At 68.8% G+C, this 20936-nt stretch carries 16 protein-coding genes; 9 read left to right on the plus strand and 7 right to left on the minus strand.

All coding sequences use genetic code 11. The features are described 5' to 3' along the window. Window positions 1-55: 55 nt before the first annotated feature. Genes ABGB08_RS45700 through ABGB08_RS45715 form a run of 4 tightly spaced genes read left to right on the plus strand, consistent with a single transcriptional unit; the run spans window position 56 to window position 4544 of the window. Window positions 56-529 carry a (2Fe-2S)-binding protein gene (locus ABGB08_RS45700; RefSeq protein WP_347604051.1) on the plus strand — a complete coding sequence of 158 codons (474 nt, stop codon included), beginning with the start codon at window positions 56-58 and terminating at the stop codon, window positions 527-529. Then, window positions 526-2865: a xanthine dehydrogenase family protein molybdopterin-binding subunit gene (locus tag ABGB08_RS45705; protein WP_347604053.1), complete on the plus strand. Its 2340-nt coding sequence runs from the start codon at window positions 526-528 to the stop codon at window positions 2863-2865. The genes ABGB08_RS45700 and ABGB08_RS45705 overlap by 4 nt, the downstream gene beginning before the upstream one ends. Continuing rightward, the gene (locus ABGB08_RS45710; RefSeq protein WP_347604055.1) at window positions 2862-3725 is read left to right on the plus strand and encodes a xanthine dehydrogenase family protein subunit M; all 864 of its coding nucleotides are present in this window, start codon (window positions 2862-2864) and stop codon (window positions 3723-3725) included. Before ABGB08_RS45705 ends, ABGB08_RS45710 begins: the two co-directional genes overlap by 4 nt. A 60-nt stretch (window positions 3726-3785) precedes the next feature. Then, the gene (locus ABGB08_RS45715) at window positions 3786-4544 is read left to right on the plus strand and encodes an SRPBCC family protein (RefSeq protein WP_347604057.1); all 759 of its coding nucleotides are present in this window, start codon (window positions 3786-3788) and stop codon (window positions 4542-4544) included. On the opposite strand, the gene ABGB08_RS45720 is transcribed toward ABGB08_RS45715, so the two are convergent. Next, entirely contained in the window at window positions 4545-6008 is a 1464-nt protein-coding gene (locus ABGB08_RS45720; protein WP_347604059.1) for an ATP-binding protein, read from the minus strand. A 145-nt stretch (window positions 6009-6153) separates the two neighbouring features. Here ABGB08_RS45720 and ABGB08_RS45725 point away from each other — a divergent pair, with 145 nt between their 5' ends. The 3 genes from ABGB08_RS45725 to ABGB08_RS45735 all read left to right on the plus strand — a co-directional run bounded on the left by ABGB08_RS45725 (window position 6154) and on the right by ABGB08_RS45735 (window position 10569). Next, window positions 6154-6639 carry an NUDIX domain-containing protein gene (locus tag ABGB08_RS45725; RefSeq protein WP_347604061.1) on the plus strand — a complete coding sequence of 162 codons (486 nt, stop codon included), beginning with the start codon at window positions 6154-6156 and terminating at the stop codon, window positions 6637-6639. A 163-nt stretch (window positions 6640-6802) separates the two neighbouring features. Next, the gene (locus tag ABGB08_RS45730; RefSeq protein WP_347604063.1) at window positions 6803-9514 is read left to right on the plus strand and encodes a CDP-glycerol glycerophosphotransferase family protein; all 2712 of its coding nucleotides are present in this window, start codon (window positions 6803-6805) and stop codon (window positions 9512-9514) included. Further along, window positions 9511-10569: a glycosyltransferase gene (locus ABGB08_RS45735; RefSeq protein WP_347604065.1), complete on the plus strand. Its 1059-nt coding sequence runs from the start codon at window positions 9511-9513 to the stop codon at window positions 10567-10569. Before ABGB08_RS45730 ends, ABGB08_RS45735 begins: the two co-directional genes overlap by 4 nt. Here the strand turns inward: ABGB08_RS45735 and ABGB08_RS45740 are convergent. From ABGB08_RS45740 to ABGB08_RS45750, 3 genes are read right to left on the minus strand one after another with little or no spacing between them, the layout of a single operon-like run. Then, complete coding sequence (locus tag ABGB08_RS45740; RefSeq protein WP_347604067.1) at window positions 10550-11620, minus strand: sulfotransferase; 1071 nt, start codon at window positions 11618-11620, stop codon at window positions 10550-10552. The two genes, ABGB08_RS45735 and ABGB08_RS45740, sit on opposite strands and share 20 nt — an antisense overlap. Further along, the gene (locus ABGB08_RS45745) at window positions 11617-12618 is read right to left on the minus strand and encodes a sulfotransferase (protein ID WP_347604069.1); all 1002 of its coding nucleotides are present in this window, start codon (window positions 12616-12618) and stop codon (window positions 11617-11619) included. Before ABGB08_RS45745 ends, ABGB08_RS45740 begins: the two co-directional genes overlap by 4 nt. Beyond that, window positions 12611-13468, minus strand: coding sequence for a CDP-alcohol phosphatidyltransferase family protein (locus ABGB08_RS45750; RefSeq protein WP_347604071.1), 858 nt, complete (start codon window positions 13466-13468; stop codon window positions 12611-12613). Before ABGB08_RS45750 ends, ABGB08_RS45745 begins: the two co-directional genes overlap by 8 nt. A 203-nt stretch (window positions 13469-13671) precedes the next feature. On the opposite strand from ABGB08_RS45750, the gene ABGB08_RS45755 reads away from it, so the two are divergent. Then, window positions 13672-15165 carry a stealth family protein gene (locus ABGB08_RS45755; RefSeq protein ID WP_347604073.1) on the plus strand — a complete coding sequence of 498 codons (1494 nt, stop codon included), beginning with the start codon at window positions 13672-13674 and terminating at the stop codon, window positions 15163-15165. Here ABGB08_RS45755 and ABGB08_RS45760 read toward each other — a convergent pair. Both ABGB08_RS45760 and ABGB08_RS45765 read right to left on the minus strand, forming a co-directional pair. Then, window positions 15152-15844, minus strand: a complete 693-nt coding sequence (locus tag ABGB08_RS45760) for a hypothetical protein (protein ID WP_347604075.1) — start codon at window positions 15842-15844, stop codon at window positions 15152-15154. The two genes, ABGB08_RS45755 and ABGB08_RS45760, sit on opposite strands and share 14 nt — an antisense overlap. Further along, entirely contained in the window at window positions 15841-18702 is a 2862-nt protein-coding gene (locus ABGB08_RS45765) for a glycosyltransferase (protein WP_347604077.1), read from the minus strand. The genes ABGB08_RS45760 and ABGB08_RS45765 overlap by 4 nt, the downstream gene beginning before the upstream one ends. Window positions 18703-18873: 171 nt before the next feature. Here ABGB08_RS45765 and ABGB08_RS45770 point away from each other — a divergent pair, with 171 nt between their 5' ends. Next, window positions 18874-19677, plus strand: a complete 804-nt coding sequence (locus ABGB08_RS45770; protein ID WP_347604079.1) for a polysaccharide deacetylase family protein — start codon at window positions 18874-18876, stop codon at window positions 19675-19677. On the opposite strand, the gene ABGB08_RS45775 is transcribed toward ABGB08_RS45770, so the two are convergent. Beyond that, window positions 19674-20801: an acyltransferase gene (locus ABGB08_RS45775; protein WP_347604081.1), complete on the minus strand. Its 1128-nt coding sequence runs from the start codon at window positions 20799-20801 to the stop codon at window positions 19674-19676. The two genes, ABGB08_RS45770 and ABGB08_RS45775, sit on opposite strands and share 4 nt — an antisense overlap. Window positions 20802-20936: the final 135 nt, after the last annotated feature.

Below are 20936 nucleotides of genomic sequence, written 5' to 3' on the forward strand. Positions count from 1 at the left end.
CACTCACGGGCGTACGTTCACAAGTGTCCTTTATCACTTGTGGTGCGGAGGCAGTATGTCTCGGATAACCGTCACCGTCGACGGCACCAAATACGAGGAAGAGGTCGAGCCACGGCTGCTCCTCGTCCATTTCCTACGAGACCGGCTGGGGCGAACCGGCACCCCGATCGGCTGTGACACCAGCAACTGCGGGGCCTGCACGGTCCTGATGGACGGCCGGAGCGTGAAAAGCTGTTCGGTGCTCGCCGTCCAGGCGGACGGCTCCGACATCCTCACCATCGAGGGTCTGGCCGAGCACGGCACCCTGCACCCGATGCAGCGCGCCTTCCACGAGGAGCACGCCCTGCAGTGCGGCTACTGTACGCCGGGCATGATCATGGCCTCCATCGACCTGATCCAGGACAATCCCGACCCATCCGAGGACGAGATCCGGTCGGGCCTTGAGGGCAACCTCTGCCGCTGCACGGGTTACTCCAACATCGTCAGAGCCGTACGCAAAGGCGCCCAGGAGATGGGAGCCACGCCATGAGCACGACGGAAGCCGAGATCGGCCGGGCCCGCCGCCGCAAGGAGGACGCGCGCCTGATCACCGGGCGCACCCAGTGGACCGACAACATCCAGCTGCCCGGCATGCTGCACGTGGCCTTCCTGCGCAGCCCGATGGCGCACGCGCGAATCACCCGGGTGGACGTCTCGGCCGCCAAGAGCCAGCCCGGCGTGGTCGCGGTCTTCAGCGGCCAGGATTTCGGCGACGAGCAGGGCAGCCTGCCGTGCGCCTGGCCGGTGACCGAGGACATCGTGATCCCCGACCACCCGCCGATGGCCACCAGCACGGTGCGCTATGTCGGCGAGGCCGTGGCCTGCGTGATCGCCACCGACCGGTACAAGGCCGCGGACGCGCTGGACGCGATCGAGATCGACTACGAGCCGCTGCCCGCCGTGCTGGACATGAACGAGGCGCTGGCCGAGGGGGCTACGCCCGTCCACGAGGGCGGCAACAAGTCGTTCACCTGGAAGTTCGGCACCGGTGACGCGGACGCCGCGTTCCGGGACGCGCCGGTGATCATCGAGCGCACCTACGTGCAGCAGCGGCTGATCCCGTCCGCGATGGAGCCGCGCGCGGTGGTGGCGCAGAGCGACGGCGACAGCTTCATCGTGCACAGCGCCACCCAGATCCCGCACATCCTGCGGGTCATGCTGGCCGCCACCACGGGCATCCCCGAGCACAAGATCCGCGTGATCGCCCCGGACGTGGGCGGCGGTTTCGGTTCGAAGCTGCAGGTCACCGCCGAGGAGGTGCTGACGCTGCTGATCGCCAAGCGGCTCGGTAGAGCGGTCAAGTGGACCGAGTCCCGCTCGGAGGGCAACCTCACCGTGCACCACGGCCGCGACCAGATCCAGCGGATCAGCCTGGCCGCCTCGGCCGACGGCGTGCTGCGCGGCGTCAAGGTGGACCTGCTGGCCGACATGGGCGCCTACCTGATGCTGGTCACGCCGGGCATTCCACTGCTGGGCGCATTCATGTACACGGGCGTGTACAAGATGGACGCCTACGACTTCACCTGCACCGGCGTTTTCACCACCAAGATGCCCACCGACGCCTACCGGGGCGCCGGGCGGCCGGAGGCCACGTACGCGATCGAACGCGCCATGGACGAGCTGGCGCACGAGATCGGCGTGGACCCGCTGGAGATCCGGCGACGCAACTGGATCAAGCACGAGGAGTTCCCGTACGCGACGGCCGGCGGCCTGACCTACGACTCCGGCAACTACGAGGCCGCGACCGACCGGGCGATGGCACTGTTCGGATACGACAAGCTGCGCGCCGAGCAGGCCGACCGCCGGGACCGCAACGACCCGGTGCAGCTGGGGATCGGCGTCTCCACGTACACCGAGATGTGCGGTCTTGCCCCGTCCCGGGTGCTGGGCAGCCTGCGGTACGCCGCGGGCGGCTGGGAGCACGCCACGATCCGGATGTTGCCCACCGGCAAGGTCGAGGTGGTCACCGGCACCAGCCCGCACGGCCAGGGCCACGAGACGGCCTGGTCGCAGATCGTGGCCGACTCGCTCGGCGTGCCGTTCGAGGACGTGGCCGTGATCCACGGCGACACCGCCTCCTCGCCGCGCGGTATGGACACCTACGGCTCCCGCTCGCTGGTGGTGGGCGGCATCGCCGTGCTGCAGGCCTGCGAGAAGGTCAAGGAGAACGCCAAGCAGGTGGCGGCACACCTGCTGGAATGCGCGCCCGAAGACCTGGAGTTCACCGACGGCGCGTTCCGGGTGCGCGGCACCGAGGCCGCCAAGACCATCCAGGAGATCGCGCTGGCCACCTTCGCCGCGCACGACCTGCCGGAGGGCTTCGAGCCGCAGCTCGACGCGGGCAGCACCTTCGACCCGGAGGCGTTCTCCTTCCCGCACGGCACCCACCTGTGCGCGATCGAGGTGGACACCGAGACCGGCGAGTCGAAGATCCGCTCGTATGTGGCGGTGGACGACATCGGCAACGTGATCAACCCGCTGATCGTGGAGGGCCAGGTGCACGGCGGCATCGCCCAGGGCATCGCGCAGGCGCTCTACGAGGAGGCCGTGTACGACGCCGACGGCAACCTGCTCACCACCACCATGGCCGACTACCTGATCCCGTCGGCCGCCGATCTGCCGGACTTCACCACCGCCCGTACGGTCACCCCGGCCACCTCCAACCCGCTGGGAGTGAAGGGCGTCGGCGAGGCGGGCACCATCGCGTCCACCCCGGCCGTGGTCAACGCCCTCGTGGACGCGCTCAGCCCGTACGGCATCCGCGACGTGGCCATGCCGTGCACGCCGGAACGCGTGTGGCGGGCGATCCAGGGAGGGACCTCATGATCCCGGCGAGTTTCGAGTACGTCCGGCCGTCCACGGTGGAGGAAGCCGCCCAGATCCTGCGGAACGCGGCAGGAGACGACGTCAAGCTGCTGGCCGGAGGGCAGTCGCTGCTGCCGCTGCTGCGGTTGCGGCTGGCCTACCCGGCCGCGCTGATCGACCTCGGCAGGATCGACGAGCTGCGCGGCGTCAGGGACGAGGCCGACCACGTCTTCATCGCCGCCATGACCACCCACGACGAGGTGGTCAAATCGGCGGTCGTGCAGGAACAGTGCCCGCTGGTGGCGCTGGCCACCGCCCAGGTGGCCGACCCCGCGGTACGGCACCGCGGCACGTTCGGCGGGTCGATGGCGCACGCCGATCCGGCCGGGGACCTGCCCGCGGTGGCGCTCGCGCTGGACATGGAGTTCACGATCCTCTCCGCGGAGGGGACGCGGGCCCTCCCGGCGTCGGAGTTCTTCGTCGACTACCTGGAGACGGCGCTGGGTCCCGGCGAGATCCTGCTCGGCGCGAAGGTCCCCAAGCTGGGGGCCGGCTGGGGCTTCCACTACGAGAAGTTCCACCGGACCGCGCAGGCCTGGGCGATCGTCGGTGTCGCGGCGGCCGTGAAGCGGGAGAATGGGACGATCTCCGAGGGCCGGGTGGCGCTGACCAACATGGGCTCCACCCCGGTGCGGGCCTTCTCCGTCGAGCGGCGGCTGCCCGGCGTGCCGGTGGCCAACGGGAACGGCGAGCTGCGCGAGGCCGCCTCGACCGCGGCCAACGACACCGAACCCCCCACCGACCTGCACGCCCGTCCCGACTATCGTCGCCATCTGGCGGTGGTGCTCACCGAACGGGCGGTACGCAAAGCCGCCGCCTGAGTGGCGGATGGCGCTCACCCAGTCGTAGTGTCAAGGAAAAGAGAGAAACGGAGTCGAGCCATGGCGATGCGGTTCGAGCACGAGTTCACCGTGCCGGTCCCGGTCGAGCAGGCCTGGTCGGTGCTGCTTGACGCCGAGCGGGTGGCCCCGTGCCTTCCCGGCGCGTCACTCGACTCCGTGGAGGGCGACACCGTGACGGGCAAGATGCGCGTCAAGGTCGGCCCGATCACGGTCACCTACAACGGCACCGCGACCTTCGAGAACGTCGACAAGGACGCCCACACGCTCACCCTCAAGGCCTCGGGCAAGGAGGCACGCGGCGCCGGCACGGCCAGCGCGACCGTCGCCGCGCGCCTCGTCCCCGAGGGCGACACCACCAAGGTCACCGTCGAGACCTCCTTCAACGTCACCGGCCGCCCCGCCCAGTTCGGCCGCGGCGTCATGAACGAGGTCGGCTCCCGCCTGATCGACCGCTTCGCCACCAACCTGGCCGCCATCCTCCAGGAAGGCACCACCCCCGAACCCGTGCCCACCCCCGAGATCCCCCGCCAGGCCCCCGCCCCCACCGAATCCGACGAGCCGGCCCGCCACCTGACGGCCGTCCCCACCCCCCGCCAGACCCCCGTCGCCGAGGAGACCCTGGCCCGCGAAGCCCACCCCGCCGGCACCTCCCGCACCTCCCGCACCCCCGACGAGGAGGCCCTCGACCTCCTCGAAATCGCCGGTGCCCCCGTCCTCAAACGCCTCGCCCCCGCCCTGGCCGCCCTGGGCGTCCTGGCCCTGGTCATCTGGCTGATCAGACGCTCCCGCCAGCACTGATCACTCCCCGGAGTACAGCCGCTCCAGGTCGATCAGCTCCACATCCGACCGCCCGGCGGCCACGTCCCGCAGCTCACGGGTGAACCCTGCCCGCGCGAAGAGCAACAATTTCGGCGTGCCCTCGATCTTCGCGTCGGGCAACAGCCCACGCAGGTGCTCCATACGCTGCAAGTGCGGGAGGTCCATGGGCGTCCTGGTCCCTTTGGCCTCGCCGATGGCGGTCACCCGCTCCCCCGCGAACGACACCGCCTCGGTCACGACGACGTCGACCTCATGCCCGGTCCGATGCTCGCGGCATGGCAGCTCCGCCGGTCGCACCTGAGTCGCCGTCCCCCCGAGCGTTTCCCGGTCGGCGTGGTCAAAGCACCAGGCACGCGCGAGATCCTCGAAATGCGGCCCGTAGATCTTGCCGGAGACGGTGTCCGCGCTCTCCGCCCAGACCCGTTCCGCTCGCCTGGCGATCAGCTCCGGCTCATGCCGCCGGATCAGGAGCTGATGCAGCCGCACGACCGGCTCGGCGATGCGATAAACGCCCCTTTTCTCGCGCAGGGCGTCGTCGATCTGGTCGATGAGCCCAATACCGCGCAGCCCGGACAGGATGTGCGCGAGAGACGTGCTCGGCCGCCCGAGCGCCGCCGCGATCTCCGACCGACGATGATTCCCGGCGCTCAACGCCGCCAGAACCGCCACATACGAGGTCGGGTTGGTGATCGATGGCTCCTCTCGCAGGAGCTGGCCACCCTCACGGAACATGACAGTCGCCGGGTTCAGCAACCATCGCCGCACCCACTCGTCGAACCCGTCGAGCGTGGCGGGGCCGCCTCCGCACATCTCCAGGTACGCCGGCGTCCCCCCGACCAACGCGTTGACCCGGAATGCCAGCTCAGGCTCGCGGATCCCCCAGAACTCGGCCGCGTCCCGGAACCCGAACGGCCGGACTACCAGTTCCAGCGTGGCCCTCCCCCGCAACGGCGCACCCCCGCCCAGCAGTTGCGCCATGGTGGTCAACGCACTGCCGCAGAGAATGAGCCGGGTCCGCGTGTGCTCCTTGGCGAACCCCAACGGGCTCAGCTCCTGCTGCAGATAGGACGGCAGCCCCGGACTCGTTGCCACCAGATAGGGGAACTCATCGATGACTACCGTGGTCGGCCCCTTCTCCCCCAGCCTCAGCAGATCGCCAAGCGCCTCTCGCCACGACCTGAACGCCACTGGCCGCCGAAGCCCAACAAATTTCGCGTACGCCTCGCCGAGATCGGCCAGATTCTGCCGCTCGCTCTGCTCGGTGGCGCCGAACATGAACCCGCCTACCTCGTGAGCGAGTAGTTCGAGCATCAGCGTCTTGCCCTGCCTACGCCGCCCGTAGACCAGGCCAAGCGTCGCCCCTTCACGCTCAGACTCAACGAACTCCCCCAGCTCCTGCCACTCCTGGGACCGCCCGAACAGCCGCTCCGGCTTCCGCACCATGAGGTCTCCTTATTATTCGGGCAACTATTATAGTTGCGCGAATAATAGTTCGGCAGCCCGGCGACTGTCTCCTTGCTCATAGACACGCCGAGCGCAAACGGAGGGGGCGGTACTCGATGGCTCGACTGCCGCGGGACTGCCCATCGTGGAGCGTGACGTCGTGCGGCTGGTCGTGCGAGACGCCCTCGACCGGATCCTGCTGTTCCATACCCGCGAGATCACCGCTCCGGAACTCGGCCAGTGGTGGGAACTGCCTGGTGGGGGCATCGAACTCGGCGAGAGCTACCGCCAAGCCGCCCTACGCGAACTACGCGAGGAGACAGGCATCACGATCGACGATGAACAGATCGGGGCGCCGACCTGGATCCGCGATGGCTCATTCCGCCACCGCAACGTCCGCCATCTCCAACACGAGGTCGTCGTCGAGATCCGGCTTGCCGGGTCGGGACCCGACATCGACGACCGCGACCGGCTGGACTACGAGAAGGAGGACTACTTCGACTCCCGCTGGTGGCCGATCGCCGAGGTGGTCGCGAGCACTGACCAGTTCTATCCCCGCGCACTTCCCCGCCTGCTGACCCGCTTTCTCGATGGCGAGACGATCGACGAGCCGCTGGAGATCTGGACGTGACCCTCAACCACGACGCAGATCCCACGCCCTTGGCGGCGACCGGCGACGGTGGTCCACCAATGACGTGGCAAAGAATGCGTTCAGGGTTGGGCGAAAGGGACAGAGTGCGGCTTAGTTAAGGGAACACACCACTCAGGATCTTTGGGTTGAGTGGGGGATTTCCATGTTGGGGCGGCCGGAGGTCAGTGTTGTTGTGATTTCGTACAACGATGCTGGGCGGGTGGGGAGGGCTGTGCGGTCGCTTTATGGGCAGTCGTTGCGGAATCTTGAGATTATTGTGGTGGATGATGCGAGTACTGATGAGACGGAGCGGGTCGTCCGGCGGTTGCCGGGGGTGCGGTATGTGCGGCGGGAGCAGAATAGTGGCGGGTGTGGGGCGCCGCGGAATGATGGCATAGACGCGGCGCGGGCGCCGTTCATCATGTTTCTGGACAGTGATGACGAGCTGCCGAGGCATGCGTGTAAGAGCTTGCTGACGGAGATCGAGCGCACGGGGTCGGACTTCGTGGCGGGGCAGATCTCGCGGCTGTACGAGTCGAGTGGGAAGACGAAGCCGTATTATCCGGAGTTGTTCTCGCCGCGCCGCGTGGTGGACGGCATTCGGGCCGAGCCGAAGCTTTTCCTGGACGGGTTCTCTACGAACAAGTTGTATCGGGTGGATTTCCTGCGGCGGCATCAGCTGCGGTTCCGGGAGGATCTGCATTACGAGGATCACGTTTTCACGGCCGACCTTTACGCGGCGGCCGAGCGGTTCGCGATCGTGCCGTGGGTGGTTTATCACTGGCACCGGGTGCCGGGGCGCGGGGTGTCGATCTCGCTGAATCTGCGCGAGGTGAACAATGCCCGCCAGCGGGTGGCCGCCGCCGAGGCCGCGGACGAGATCCTGCGCCGGAACGGCCTGGCGGATCTGGTGCCCGACCGGCAGGTCCGGTTCGTCAAGCAGGATCTGCGGGTGTATCTGAACGCGTTGCCGTACCACGACGCGAGCTGGGCTCAGGAGCTGGCGGCGGTGGCCGGGCCGTATCTGGAGCGGTTGGCGCCGGGGGTGCTGGCCAAGGCCGACCCGATGGTACGGGTCTGCTGCACGCTGATCCAGCAGGGCCGGATCGACGAGCTGGCGGTGGCGGCGCGGAGCCTGACCGGTCCGAAGGCGCCACCTCGGGAGGTTCTGGTCGAGGGCGGGCGCACGTACTGGGGAGACCGGAAGGATCCCGCCCTGGACATCACCAACCTGGGGCTGGCCGGCCTGCCGTTCACCGCGACCCGGATCCGGCATGAAGTGACCGACATATCCATAAACGCGGCAACGCTCGCGATGGAGATCACGACATACGACCCGTTCCAGGTCATCAAGCCCGACTACCACGCCACGATGAAGATCGACCACCACGAGGTACGGCTGACGCCCAAACCCCAACCCAACGCCACCTACCTGACCACTTTGACCCTCGATCTAGCGAAATTTCAGGACCTGGGTGGGTTCCATGAGCCGAGGATCGCCTTCACCCGGCAGGACGGCAAAACGACCAGCGACCGCGTGCTGATATCCCCCACCACACACCCCATCCCCGTAAACCTCCGCGGACGCCGCATAACGATCGGACCGCACAGCGCCGCCGGAGTGCTCCGGCTGACCTGGCTGCGCACCGACATGGTCCACACGATCGCCCGCACCCCCTGGCTGAAACCCCACGCCCGCAAACTCCGCGCCCTCCCGACAAAAGCCCGCCACCATCTCGGCTCAAGAAGGATCAAACTCAGCGTCTACAAACAGCTGATCAAGTTCGTCCCCCAGCGCAAGGACCTCGTCCTCTTCGAAGCCGACGCCGGAAAGGGCTACACCGGCCATCCCCGGTACATCCACGAGGAGCTCCTCAAAAGAGGCCTGGGCCTGACCGCCGTCTGGTCCCGCGCGAAGGGCAAGTTCCCCACCGACGTCGCCACGGTCCGCCGCATGAGCTGGCGCCACGTGTGGACGATGGCGCGGGCGGGGTGGTGGGTGGACAGCCACGGCATGCCGCTCGGCTTCCCGAAGCCCACCGGCACCAGATACCTGCAAACCTGGCACGGCCAGGGCATCAAAACGGTCGGCCTCAACGCCCCCGACCTGCGCGGCGACTTCCCCGGCCCGCGCGAGGAATGGCGGGCCAACGTCGCCCGCTGGGACGCCCTGGTCTCCCCGAGCGCCGAATTCGAGCGCACCTTCGTCCCCTCCAACGAATACGCCGGCCTGGTGCTCCGCTTCGGCTCCCCCCGCTGCGACGTGCTCGTCAAGGGCGACCCGGCCGCCCGCGCCCGCGTCAGGGACCACCTGGAGATCCCCCCAGACAAGAAGATCCTCCTGTACGCCCCCACCTACCGCGACCAAAACAAGATGTCCGGCAAATCCGTACGAATCAACCTGTCCGAACTAGCCACCCACCTGTCGCACGAGTGGGTCCTGATCCTGCGAACCCACCCCGTCGACACCTACCAGGTCCCCGAACGCCTGCGCGGCTTCGTCCGCCCCGCGGGCGCCTACCCGGAGATCAACGACCTCCTCCTGGCCGCCGACGTCCTGGTCACCGACTACTCCTCCCTGATGTGCGACTTCGCGCTGACCGGCAAGCCGATGGTGTTCTACATCGACGACTGGGAGGAGTACCGCCGCGCCGAACGCGGCGTCACCTACGACTTCCCCGCCATCGCCCCCGGCCCCTGCGTGACCACGACCGCGGACCTGCTGACCGCGCTGCGCGAGCCGTACCACCTGGAGCGCTACGCCGCCTTCCTGACCACCTGGTGCGCCGACGAGCGCGGCGACGCCGCCGCCAGGATCGTGTCGGCTTTCTTCGAAGGCCGGCCGCTGACCGTGCGGGAGAAAGCCCGCAGATGAGCACGGTCGTCTTCGCCAGCATGGACGCCGACACGCTCGGCGGCATCCAGCGGGTGGTGCACACGGTGGCCCAGGGCCTGGCCGAGCGCGGCCACGAGGTGCACGTGGTGGGCCTGCACCGCGCCGGCGACCCGATCACCTACGTGACCTCGCCCCACTACAGCCGCCACGTGATCAGCCCGGGCCCGAAACGCGGCCCGTGGGCCCGCCGGCGCACCGCCGCGCTCCTCAACTCCCTCGAACCCGGATATGTCGTGATGACATCCCCCGGCGTCGTCACCCGGATGAAGGATCTCCTGCGCCTGCACCAGGGCATCGGCCAGTATCACGGCTCGTTCGCGCACGCCCGCGACTGCTGGCACTACGCCGCGGTCAAAGCCCACTACGGCACGCTCGACCAGGCTGTCTTCCTCAGCCCCGACGACGCCTGGCAGTTCTCCGAGCACGCGCTGCTGCCCAACACCTGGGACATCCCCAACCCGCTGCCCGACTGGCCGCCGGAGACCTCCCCGCTCGACCGGCGCAGGGTGCTGGCCGTCGGACGGCTGGCGGGGGTCAAGCGGTTCGACCGGCTGATCTCGGCCTTCGGCCGTACCGGACGTTCGGACTGGGAGCTGCATCTGGTCGGCGACGGGCCGGACGCGGGGCGGCTGATGGTGCACGCGGTCACCGAGGGGGTGGCGGACCGGGTGCGCTTCCGCGGCCGGATCCCGGCCGGCGAGATGGCCGCGGAATACCGGGCGGCCTCGCTGGCGGCGCTCTCCAGCGACCATGAGGGGTTGCCGCTGGCGCTGGCCGAGGCCGCGTCCCACGGCCTGCCCGCGGTGGCCTTCGACGTCTCCGGCGGCGTACGCCACCTGGTCAGGGACGGCGAGACCGGCCTGCTCGCCCCGCCGGGGGACGTGGCCGCGCTCGCCGCCGCGCTGAGCACGCTGATGGCGGACACCCGCAAGCGGCGGCGCCTCGGCGCGGCCGCCCGGGGGCACGCCCGCCAGTTCAAGCTGCCGAACGTGGTGGACCGCTGGGAGGAGCTTTTCACGCACCTCCGGCGCTGAGCGCCAGCTCGCGCGGGGGCAGCCCGGCCAGCTTCCGCTGCCCCTCGGTGAGCAGCGCGGCGACCGGACCCGGCTCGCGCAGCCGGTTGATCCGGTCCCGGTTGGTCTTCCGCCACCGCGCCGACCGGCGCTTGGCCGCCGCCGTCTTGTACGCGCTGACATGCTCCTTCGCCGCCTTCGGCGCCCCGCTCAAGGCGTACCCGTAGGAGGTCAGCCGCTCCCCCAGCACGTCCTCGCAGAGCGCGATCTCCCACGGTTCCAGCCGCTGCGACCAGTTGCCCGAGCGGGCGGTGGTCACCGCGCCGTGCGTGTTGCTGTGCCACACCTTGTGCGCCGGCACCGCCACCTGGGCGACGTGCTGGGGCTCGCACATGGCCGGGTGGTACTCCTCGCCGATGAACCCGCAGAGCTTCTTCAGCTCCAGCTCCGGATCGGCGGTCAGGTCCTCGTAGCGCAGCTCGTAGTAACTGCCCTCGGGCAGCCGCTGCGCGTTCCTGCGGCCGAAGTCGATGGCCTCGGCCCAGTTGGAGATCGCGTGGAAGCTGCTCAGGTGATACCAGGGCATCTCCTTCAGCGAGGCCACGCAGTCCCGGCCGTCCCTGATCAGGTGGATGAACTGGGCGTCGGGGAACATGCGCAGCAGGATGTCCACGTGCTTGAAGTAGCTGGGCCGCTTGTCGCCCCAGCGCGGCTTGCCGAACCGGGCGGCGTAGCTGCGGAACACCGTGCCGATCACCGAGCCCAGGCTGCCCGGGCCCGCCGTGGCCTGGTCGATGAACGCGGCCCGGTCGAGGCCGAGCTCACGGAACTTGGTGTCCCTGCCGGTGGCGATCCACTCGGCCAGCACCCGGCGGTTGACCTGCTCGCGCTGGTCGCCGTACTTGCGGCGGCCGAAGTAGGCCGGGACCAGGAACCGGGTCTCCGGCGGGACCGCGACCCGCGGGTGCGAGTGCAGCATCAGCTGCAGCATGGTGGTGCCCGAGCGCGGGCAGCCGATGACGAAGATCGGCCTGTCCTGCATGTACGTCTCCCCCGTGACAAGTCTGTTCATTTAGGGACACCCGCGAGCTCGCGCTGGGTGTTGGTGAGCAGCGCGGCGACCGGGCCCGGCTCGCGGAACCGGTTGATCCGCTCGACCAGCGCCGTCCGCCGCAACTCGCGCCGCCACGAGCTGGCCGTCTTCTCGTAGGCGGTGAGGTCCCGGCGCGGGGCCCGCGGCGCGCCGGTCAGCTCGTAGCCGTAGGCGGTGAGCCGGCTGCCCAGCACGGTCTCGCAGAGCGACACCTCCGCCGGCTCCAACCGGCTCGACCAGCTCCCGGCCCGGGTGGTGGTCACCGCCTGCCGCGTGTTGACATGCCACTCCTTGTGCGCGGGCACCACATCCGCCACCCGGTACGGCTCCCGCATCGCCGGGTCGTAATCCTCGCCGATGAACGTGCACAGACCGGTCAGCGTGCCCGTCGGATCGGCGCACAGATCCTCGTAGCGCAGCTCGTAGTAGCTGTCCGGCGGCAGCTTGTGCCCCCGACCGATGTCGATCGCCTCAGCCCACCGGTAGACGGCCTCGGAGATGTCCCCCTTGAACCACGGCATCTCCTTCAGCGACGCCACGCAGTCCCGGCCGTCCCTGATCAGGTGCACGATCTGGGCGTCCGGGAACATGGCCAGCACCGCGTCCAGATGCCGGATGTAGGGCGGGCGCTTGTCGCCCCAGCGGATCTTGCCGTGCCGCTCGGCGAACATCGCGTACACCAGGCCGACGACGGACCCGAGGCTGCCGGGCCCGGCGACCGCCCGCCGGATGAACTCGTCCCGATCGACGCCGAGATCCTCGAACTGCGTGCGTGGCCCCTTCGCGATCCACCTGGCCAGGGCGCGCCGGTTCTTCGGCCGGCGCAGGTCGCCCCACTGGCGCCGGTCCCGGTAGGCCTGCACCAGGATCCGGGTCTCCGGGGGCACCGCCACCCGCGGGTGCGCGTGCAGCATGAGCTGCAGCATCGTGGTGCCGGACCGCGGACACCCGACAACGAAGATCGGCCGCTCAGACAAGAACCTTCTCCCTTTTCGGTACGGTGCGCCCGGCCTCCCGGGCGGCGAGCCAGATCCGGTAGACCAGCGCGGCCTCGAACAGGAGCACCAGCGCCCCCGCGACGCCCGCGGCCCACACCATCGCCCACGGCCCGAACGGCGGCGCGATCACGAAGACGGCGGCATGGAACTCGATGCCGCCCACCACATGGGTGCGCACCCGATGCCGGACCAGGAAGATCCGGAACCGGTCGAACCACGGGAACGTCCGGCGCCAGCCGCGATGCAGGTCCACCAGCGGCTGGTCGTGGGTGGCGACCAGGTGCCCCACCCGGGACTGCGGGGTGAGCCGCAGCACGTCCTCCACGAAGACGACCTCGCCGCCCGCGCGAGCCGCGGCCAGCGTCCTGGTGGCTTCCCTGACCCGGTTGACCTGCGGCGCGTTGATATACCGGAACAGGTCGACCAGGACCACGACGGTGGCGGTGATCCAGTAGACCGACGCGCCCTGGCCGTAGGCGAAGCCGAACGCGCAGCACAGGATCCGGACGCGGTCGCCCACGTAGTCCAGCCAGAGCCCGAACGGCGTGCCGGTGCCCTTCAGCCGCGCGATCTTCCCGTCCATGCAGTCGACCGTGAAGCTCAGGTAGAACAGGATCGCCCCGGCGGCCAGGCGGCCGGTGGCGAACAACCCCGCGGCGCCGAACCCGAGCAGGATGGACAGCCGGGTCAGCCCGTTGGGCGTGATCGAAGTGTGGTTGGCGACGAGCAGCGCGAGACGGCAGGCCAGCGGATCGACCAGAAAAACGGTCCACCACGAGTCTCGCGGCTTGCGCGCCGCATTGATGTCATCGAGCGTGAAGCCCCCCATGCACGTAAGAATGGCTACGCCAGGTAGTCGGTAACCTCTTCTTCGGTGACAGCCGGGGGATCTCGTTGCCACTTCTTGACCGTTGCCCTGACGTGGGCAAAGCCCCTGCCAACGCGGCAGACGTCGGTTAGAGTCCTGGAATCTTCGGGGGGAGACCCATGCCTGTGGGAACGTTGTATCGACAGTTGCAGGGGCGACTCGGCGTGCGTGACACCTCGCCGCCGCAGTCTGCCCTGATCCGGGCCGAGCTGAGCCCGCTCCACGCGGTGCGGGAGACGTTCGACCTGGTCTGCCGCACGCTGGCCGAGGCCGACGTGCCGTTCTTCTGCGTCCGGCCGCTGGCCGGGCGGCCACCCGTGGTGGCGGTGCGCACCGTGTACCGGGCCAAGGCGCTGGCCGCGCTGGCCCGGCACGCCTTCTACGCGGCCCGCCTGCCGACCGGGCGCAGCGGCATGCGGCGGCCGGACTTCGAGCGGCTCCGCCCGCTGCGCAAGACCGACCTGGCGCACGCCCGGGTGATCCGGCTGGCGCTGTTCTTCACCAGCCCGGCCCGGACGTTCACGCTCGGCGGCGAGACGGGCATCGATCTGGAGATCTGGCACGTGGAGGACGACCTGCTCGTGGCGCCCCGGCCGAACCGGGTGTGCGAGGCGGTCCCGGTGGACGGACCCACGGTGGAGGGCCGGGAGGAGCTGTTCAACCGGCTGGTCGCCGTGGGCGAGCGGAGCTACCCGACCCGGCCGGAGTTCCTCTGCCGCCTGGTGGACGAGATCGATTTCCCGATCGACGCCGTCTACACCTGGGTGGACGGCGCCGATCCGGCCTGGCGGGCGCGCCGCGACCTGGCGCTGACCGGCGGGCTGAGCGAGGCGGCCGTCTCCGAGGCGCGTTTCGTCAGCCGCGACGAGCTGCGGTATTCGCTGCGCTCGCTGATGACCTACGCGCCGTGGATCAGGAAGATCTGGCTGGTCACCGACCAGCAGCGGCCGTCCTGGCTGCGGGAGCACGACCGGATCCAGGTGGTGGATCACAAGGAGATCTTCCGGGATCCCGGCCTGCTGCCGGTGTTCAACTCGCACGCGATCGAGGCCCAGCTGCATCGCATCGAGGGGCTGGCCGAGCACTTCCTCTACCTGAACGATGACTTCTTCCTGGGGCGTCCGCTCTGTCCGGAGATGTTCTTCGAGGGGAATGGCATCACCCGGTTCTTCCCGTCGGCGGCGCAGGTGCCGTTCGCGCTGCACGAGGACAATCCGGTGCACGCGGCGGGGATGAACAACCGGCGGCTGCTGGAGGAGCTGTCCGGCCGCACCCTCACCCAGAAAATGAAGCACGTGCCGTACGCGTTGCGCCGGTCGTTGCTGTTCGAGCTGGAGGACCGGTTCGCGGAGGAGTTCGAGGAGACCACCCGGTCGGCGTTCCGGCGCTCCAGCGACATCTCGGTGGTGTCCTCGCTGGTGCACTATTACGGGTATCTGAGCGGGCGGGCGATTCCGGGGTCGGTGCACTACACGTACGTGGACCTGTCGATGCGCAAGGCTCCGGCCAAGATGCGGCGCATGCTGGCGGCCCGGGAGCACGACGCCTACTGCCTGAACGACACCGCGGCCACCACGCCCGAGCAGGACGCGATGGTGCACAAGTTCCTGGAGGCGTACTACCCGATGCCCAGCCCGTTCGAGGTCACGCCGGAGTGAGTTCGTGCAGGATGGTGACGTGCAGGAAAGAGACCAGGTGGGCGCCCAGCGGGGTGAGGGTGACCCGCCCGGGGTCGCGGCGCACCGCGCCGAAGAAGGCGAGCAGGTCCAGGCCGGCGGTGACGTCGAAGGTCACGCCCTCGGCCTGGGCGGCCTCGCGGATGGTCGCGTCCAGGGCGGCTTCGTCCACGGCGCTCCCGGCGGGCACGTTGGCCAGGACCTGGAGCGCCACCAGCGCGCCGCCTTCGGCGCCTTCGATGAACTCCTCGTCGTCGCCGTCCACGGTGCGGACGAACGCGTTCCGCCAGGTCTCCAGGGCGTCCGTGGTGAGCCCGGCGCCGGGGCGGGCCTTGCGGCCCCTGATCTGGATCACGTCGGCGGCGCGGGCGACCGCCCATAGCGACATCAGCCAGGGCACCCGGCTGGCGGTGCGGATCTTGAACGGCGGGGGTTCGAGGCCGAGCGCCTGGCACAGGTCGGGAATGTCGCCCGGGCGGGGGACGCCGGTGCCGGTCACCGCGACGCCCTCGCCGACCCAAGTCGCCAGGCCGCGCAGGCCGCGCAGGACCGGGGTGGCCGCCGCGGCGCGGACCAGCGGGGAGTCCGCTGGCTTGCCGGGGGTCCGGATGGCGGCGCGCTTGGCGGGGTGACCTGAACTCTGCTTTCGGCGGCGACTCACCGGGGGAGAATATCGGAATACGCGAGCAAATGATCTACCACGCGTTTCGCGGCCTGGCCGTCGTCCAGGGGGCAGAACTTGGTGACGAAGGCACGGTAGCGCTCGGCGTACTCGGCGGAGACGCCGGCCAGGTCGCGGATGGCGTCGATCACCTCGGCGGTGCCGGCCAGCAGTGGGCCGGGGGCTTCGGTCCGGAAGTCGAATCCGCGCTGGTCGTCCTGGGCGAGGAAGAGCATCGGCCGTTCCTGCCCGTCGAAGGTGATAGGCCCGGTCAGCACCACGGTCTGCCCTGGCCGCCGCCGAAACCACTCCGGCAGATGCACATTTGTCACGATGAAGCGGCTGCGGGCGAGGGCGTCGTAGTACTCGACTCCCAGCATCCGAACCGGTTCCACGTGGGCCGGAAGCGCCACCTGCCCATCGTGGACATTCCACCGCAACGCCAGTCCGGAACGGCGGCGGCGCAGCTCTTCCAGGATCGCGCGCGGGCTGTCGGAGAACTGCGTGCCATGGAAGCAGTCGAAGAACACCTCCTCCCGCAGGGCGGCATGCCGAGCCGTCGGATACCGCTGCTCCCGCAACATCTGCTGGGCGTCCCGGCCCCGCTCGTCCTTGCTCAGATCGCTCACCATGGTCAGCACGGCATGCCCACGCGCGTTCCCGTCCAGCTCGACCTTCCGCCCCGTGGTGGTCTCCCGCTCCACCGGTACGGCAAAGCCCAGCTCCACCGGAAATTCCCGCCCATCCACCCGCACCGTCAGCCCGTACGCCCCTGACGGCAACGGCACCCGACCGACCGGGCTCTCCACCGCGACCGGCGAGAACATGGCGGTGAACCGGCGGCCCCGCGACTCCAGCGGCAACACCCGCTCGTCCAGACGATCCAGCGCGGAAACCACCAGCTCAGGCTTCTCCTGCGGCGCCGCCGCGAAGGACCCGCTGAGGATCAGCCGATCGTCGGCCGTCCACTCCACCACCTCGGCGAGGGCGACCGGCGGCTGCACCTGGACGACGAGTTCGCCCGCATCCGACGGGCCCGCCCGATACTCCCGGTCCTCGTCCGCGTGGCGGACCGAGTCCGTGACCACGAGCGTGCGCTCGACGCCGTCGGCCGGGACGATCCGCGCCTGCCAGGTGACCGGCGCGTCCAGGATGAGGGCCTCGGGGCTGGCGGGCGCAAGCCGTACCTGTTCGGCCGGACGGAGCGCGGACAGATCCAGGGACCCGGCGAACGTGCGCCCGCGCACCTCCAGCGGCACGCTCACCCGGGCGCCGGGACGGACCAGCTGCAGGAGCGGGTTCTGGCCGAGGTCGACGGACGCGTCACCGTGGAGCAGGAGCTGGTCTCGCTCCACGCGGAGCAGGCCGACCCGCGTGTCCTGCGGCCGGACCGCGACGAGCAGCTCCTCGGCGAGCGTGCGGGACGGCACCACGCGAGCGCCGTTCACGACAAGAGTGCGCAACTTTCTGGGCGCGCCCGCCAGGCGGGCTTTGCGGACCATGCCGCGGTGCATGACGAGCAGGTCAACCTGCCAGTCGCCAGGTGGGAGCGTGGCGGGATCGACGGCGAAGGTGAAGCCGCCCCAGTCCGTACGCCGGACTCCTGGCTTGGCCACCAGCGGCCGGGCTTTGACCCTTTTGACCGGAAGCCGGATCCGGCGGCCGGCGCGATCGTCGGCCAGCCAGGCGTACACCCGCTGGTGCAGCCGCCGGGTGGGCCGCAGGAACCGCACGGTGGCGCGCGCCTCGACGACCAGCTTGCCGTCCACCCACTCGACCCGGTCCACCCGCTGTTGCAGTGCCAGTTCCTCGCGCAGCCGCAGCACCTCGGCCGGAACCTGCACGCCCAGGCGGGTCAGCGCGCTGCTGCGCAGGCGGTATCGGCCGAATCCGCCGATCGCCCGCTCCCGCACCCAGCCCCGCCGCTCCCGCCGCGTCAGGCGGACCAGCTGGGCCATCCTTTTTTCGCGTACTAGATGCCATTTGACCCGCCGCCCGACCGGCAGCCGCGCCAGCACGCCCGGGGCGTGATCGAGGTACGCGTTGGTCAGCTCGGCGAACGTCTCCCGGTAGGCGTCGTCGGCGTGGTCTACCGCGTCCAGGAAAACCGGCAGATCGCTCTCGAAAACCGCCAAGTCCCACGCTTCGATCTGCTCGTCCAAGCCCTGCTCGACCAGGAACGCCCGCATCGCGTGGACGGCCGCGAACCGCGCCTCCAGCGCGTACACGCTGAGGTCTGCCTCCTCCCGCTGCCGCCGGAGGTAGACCGGCTCGGGCCGGACGTCCACCGCCTTGGCCAGCAGGTGCCCGGACAGGGCGATAACCATGTCCTCGTGTTCCGCGAATCGCAGCCCGTCCCAGAATTCGCGCCGCCACAACTTGTTGGTGATCAGGCGGTCCCCGAACAGATCGGGACGGCGGCTGATATGAGTCCGCCACTCAGGCTTGGCGAAGATCGCCCGATGCTCCGGCGACGGCCAGTCCCCGCGCGCGCTGAACCGGCGGACATTCCCGGTGACCAGGTCGGAATCCGACTCAGCCAGGCTGCCCGCCATCAGTTCGAGCGCGGTCAGCGGCACCATGTCGTCGCCCTCCAGGAACAGCAACGATTCGCCGGTGGCGTGCCGCAGCCCGGTCTCGCGGGCCGCGCCGGGACCGCCGTGCTGCCGCCGGATCAACCGGAACCTCGGATCGGCCGCTTCGAACCGGGCCGCCACCGCCGCGCTCCCGTCCGGCGACCCGTCGTCCACCATCAGCACCTCGTGATCGCGGTACGTCTGCGCCCGCAGCGACTCCAGGCACGCCCCCACATGCGCGGCCACGTTGTACATCGGCACGATGACGCTCAGTCGAGGCACGGACCATCCTCCGGGTTCGTCGTTTTCCAGCCAACATGGACACCGAATCGGCAGGTCATGCCAGGGTTTGCGGTTTCCTAGCGGCCCGGTTGGGCTTTCCTTGCCGCGTCGGCTCCGCCCGAATGGCGAGAGCCTCAGAAAACTCCCAGGAGGGCACGTTAGGATGCCGCAATGCTGCTGCGTCACACCATTCCCGCCCTCACCGCCTGTGCGACCCTGGTGCTGCTACCGGCGGCCGGAGCGCAGGCCGCCCCCGTGGACACAAAGGTCACTGTCAGAGCGGCCCCGGGCAAAAAGGCCGTCCCGTTCTGCGAGACACACAAGTGCATCGCTTTGACTTTTGACGACGGTCCCTCGGACAACACCACGAAGCTGCTGGCCACGCTGAAGAAGTACAAGGCCAAGGCGACGTTCTTTGTGATGGGCTCGCGAGTGAAGAAACACCCGGTGCTGACCAAGAACATCGTCAAGGGTGGCCATGAGCTGGGGAACCACACGTGGAGCCACCCGTGGCTGACCGACCTGTCTCCCGCTGCGATCTACAAAGAGATCAACGAGACCCAGAAGCTGATCAAGAAGACCACTGGCAAGACGCCGACTGTGTTCCGCGCGCCCGGCGGGCTGACCGATGACGACGTGAACGCGGTCGTGGCCAAGCTGAAGCTGATCCAGATCCCGGGCACGGTCGCTACCAAGGACTATGTCAAGGAATATCGGGATGTGGCGTTCCTCACTACGGCCGCGCTGGAGGCGGCTGAGAAGAACGCGGTCGTCCTGATGCACGAGACCGTCAAGGAGACGGTCGACTCGATGCCGAAGGTGCTCTCCACGCTGGCGAAGGAGGGGTATTACTTCGTCACGGTGTCCAAGCTGCTGGAAGGGCAGACGTTGGTGCCGGGTGAGTTCTACCCGAAGAATGAGACCGGCGAGCTGGACGACGACGATGACTTCTCCGGGCCGGCCGGCGAGGTCTAGGCCGTTCTTCTGGCCAGGCGTTTTCCGAGGCGTTGGGCTGGGCCTTCGACCAGGCGGTAGGTGGCCCAGCTGAGCAGCAGCAGCGTGGTGAGGTAGCCGGTGCCGAGGGCGAGCCTGGTGGTCAGGGTGAGGTAGCGCAGGTCGCCGAAGAATTCGGGCAGCAGGCGCAGCAGCGGGTGGTGCAGCAGGTAGACGGAGTAGCTGACCAGGCCGAGCCAGACGAGCGTGCGGGGGATGGTGCGGTCGCGGAGGGCTCTGGCGGCGGCGAAGGTGGCGGCGGCCAGGGCCAGGGTGGTGATCCAGACCTGGGGTTGGACCCACCACCAGCCGGCTTGGATCGACCAGACCGGGGAGATGGCGACCAGGGCGGCGGAGGCGAGGACCGGCCAGAATGGGCCGGTGCCGTGTTCCCAGCGGTAGAGGGTTGTGCCGGTGAACATGACGGCGAGGATCGCGGCGCCGAACCAGGGGACGTAGCCGCTGAACAGCAGCAGAATGACGGCCATGAGGCCGAGCGTGTAGGCGGCAGTTGTCCGGAAATTTCCGGACAACAGGCAGGTTAGGCCGGTGAGGAAGAGGGCCCCGGAGATGATCGCGGGCCATGGGCCGCCGAGTATCGGTGAATCGAAGACGATCCCGGCCACGATGGCGATCGCGCCGAACACGACCGCGTAGACGCCGCTCGCGCGATGGATCCCGCGTACGAACAGGGCTGTGACCAGCAGATAAAACACCATCTCGTACGACAAAGTCCACATCGGATCGGCAAGTCCACCGATGTGAACAACATCCAACAACATGCTGATATGCGCGGCTACACCTGAAAGATCCCGAGGCACCTGAACCCGAACAGGCACCCAAATAGCAATAATCAACGCAACCGCAATAACAACCAAATACAACGGATAAAGACGAAATATCCGGCTTATCCAAAAGGCTCGAACGTCACCCCTGGACTCCAACGAAGCCGGGATAATATATCCACTAACCAGAAAAAATACGAGCACGCCATACATGCCCATGTTAAACCAATAAGGCCGCAACCCCGGCAGAATCCACGGCAGCATATGCTCGCCCACCACCGCGAGCGCGCCCACCCCCCGCAACGCATCCAGCCAAGCCATCCGCCCCCCACGGGACGACACACCCGGCCCAGCCGCAACTCGCGAACTCTGCGAAGAAAGCCCCTGCTGTGTGGAAATCACTCGCGCTAACCTACCCGCCCACCAGATCCCACACCGCCCGATTCACCCCAACTC

This window comes from Acrocarpospora sp. B8E8 (assembly GCF_039871605.1).
GTDB classification, from domain to species: Bacteria; Actinomycetota; Actinomycetes; order Streptosporangiales; family Streptosporangiaceae; genus Acrocarpospora; species Acrocarpospora macrocephala.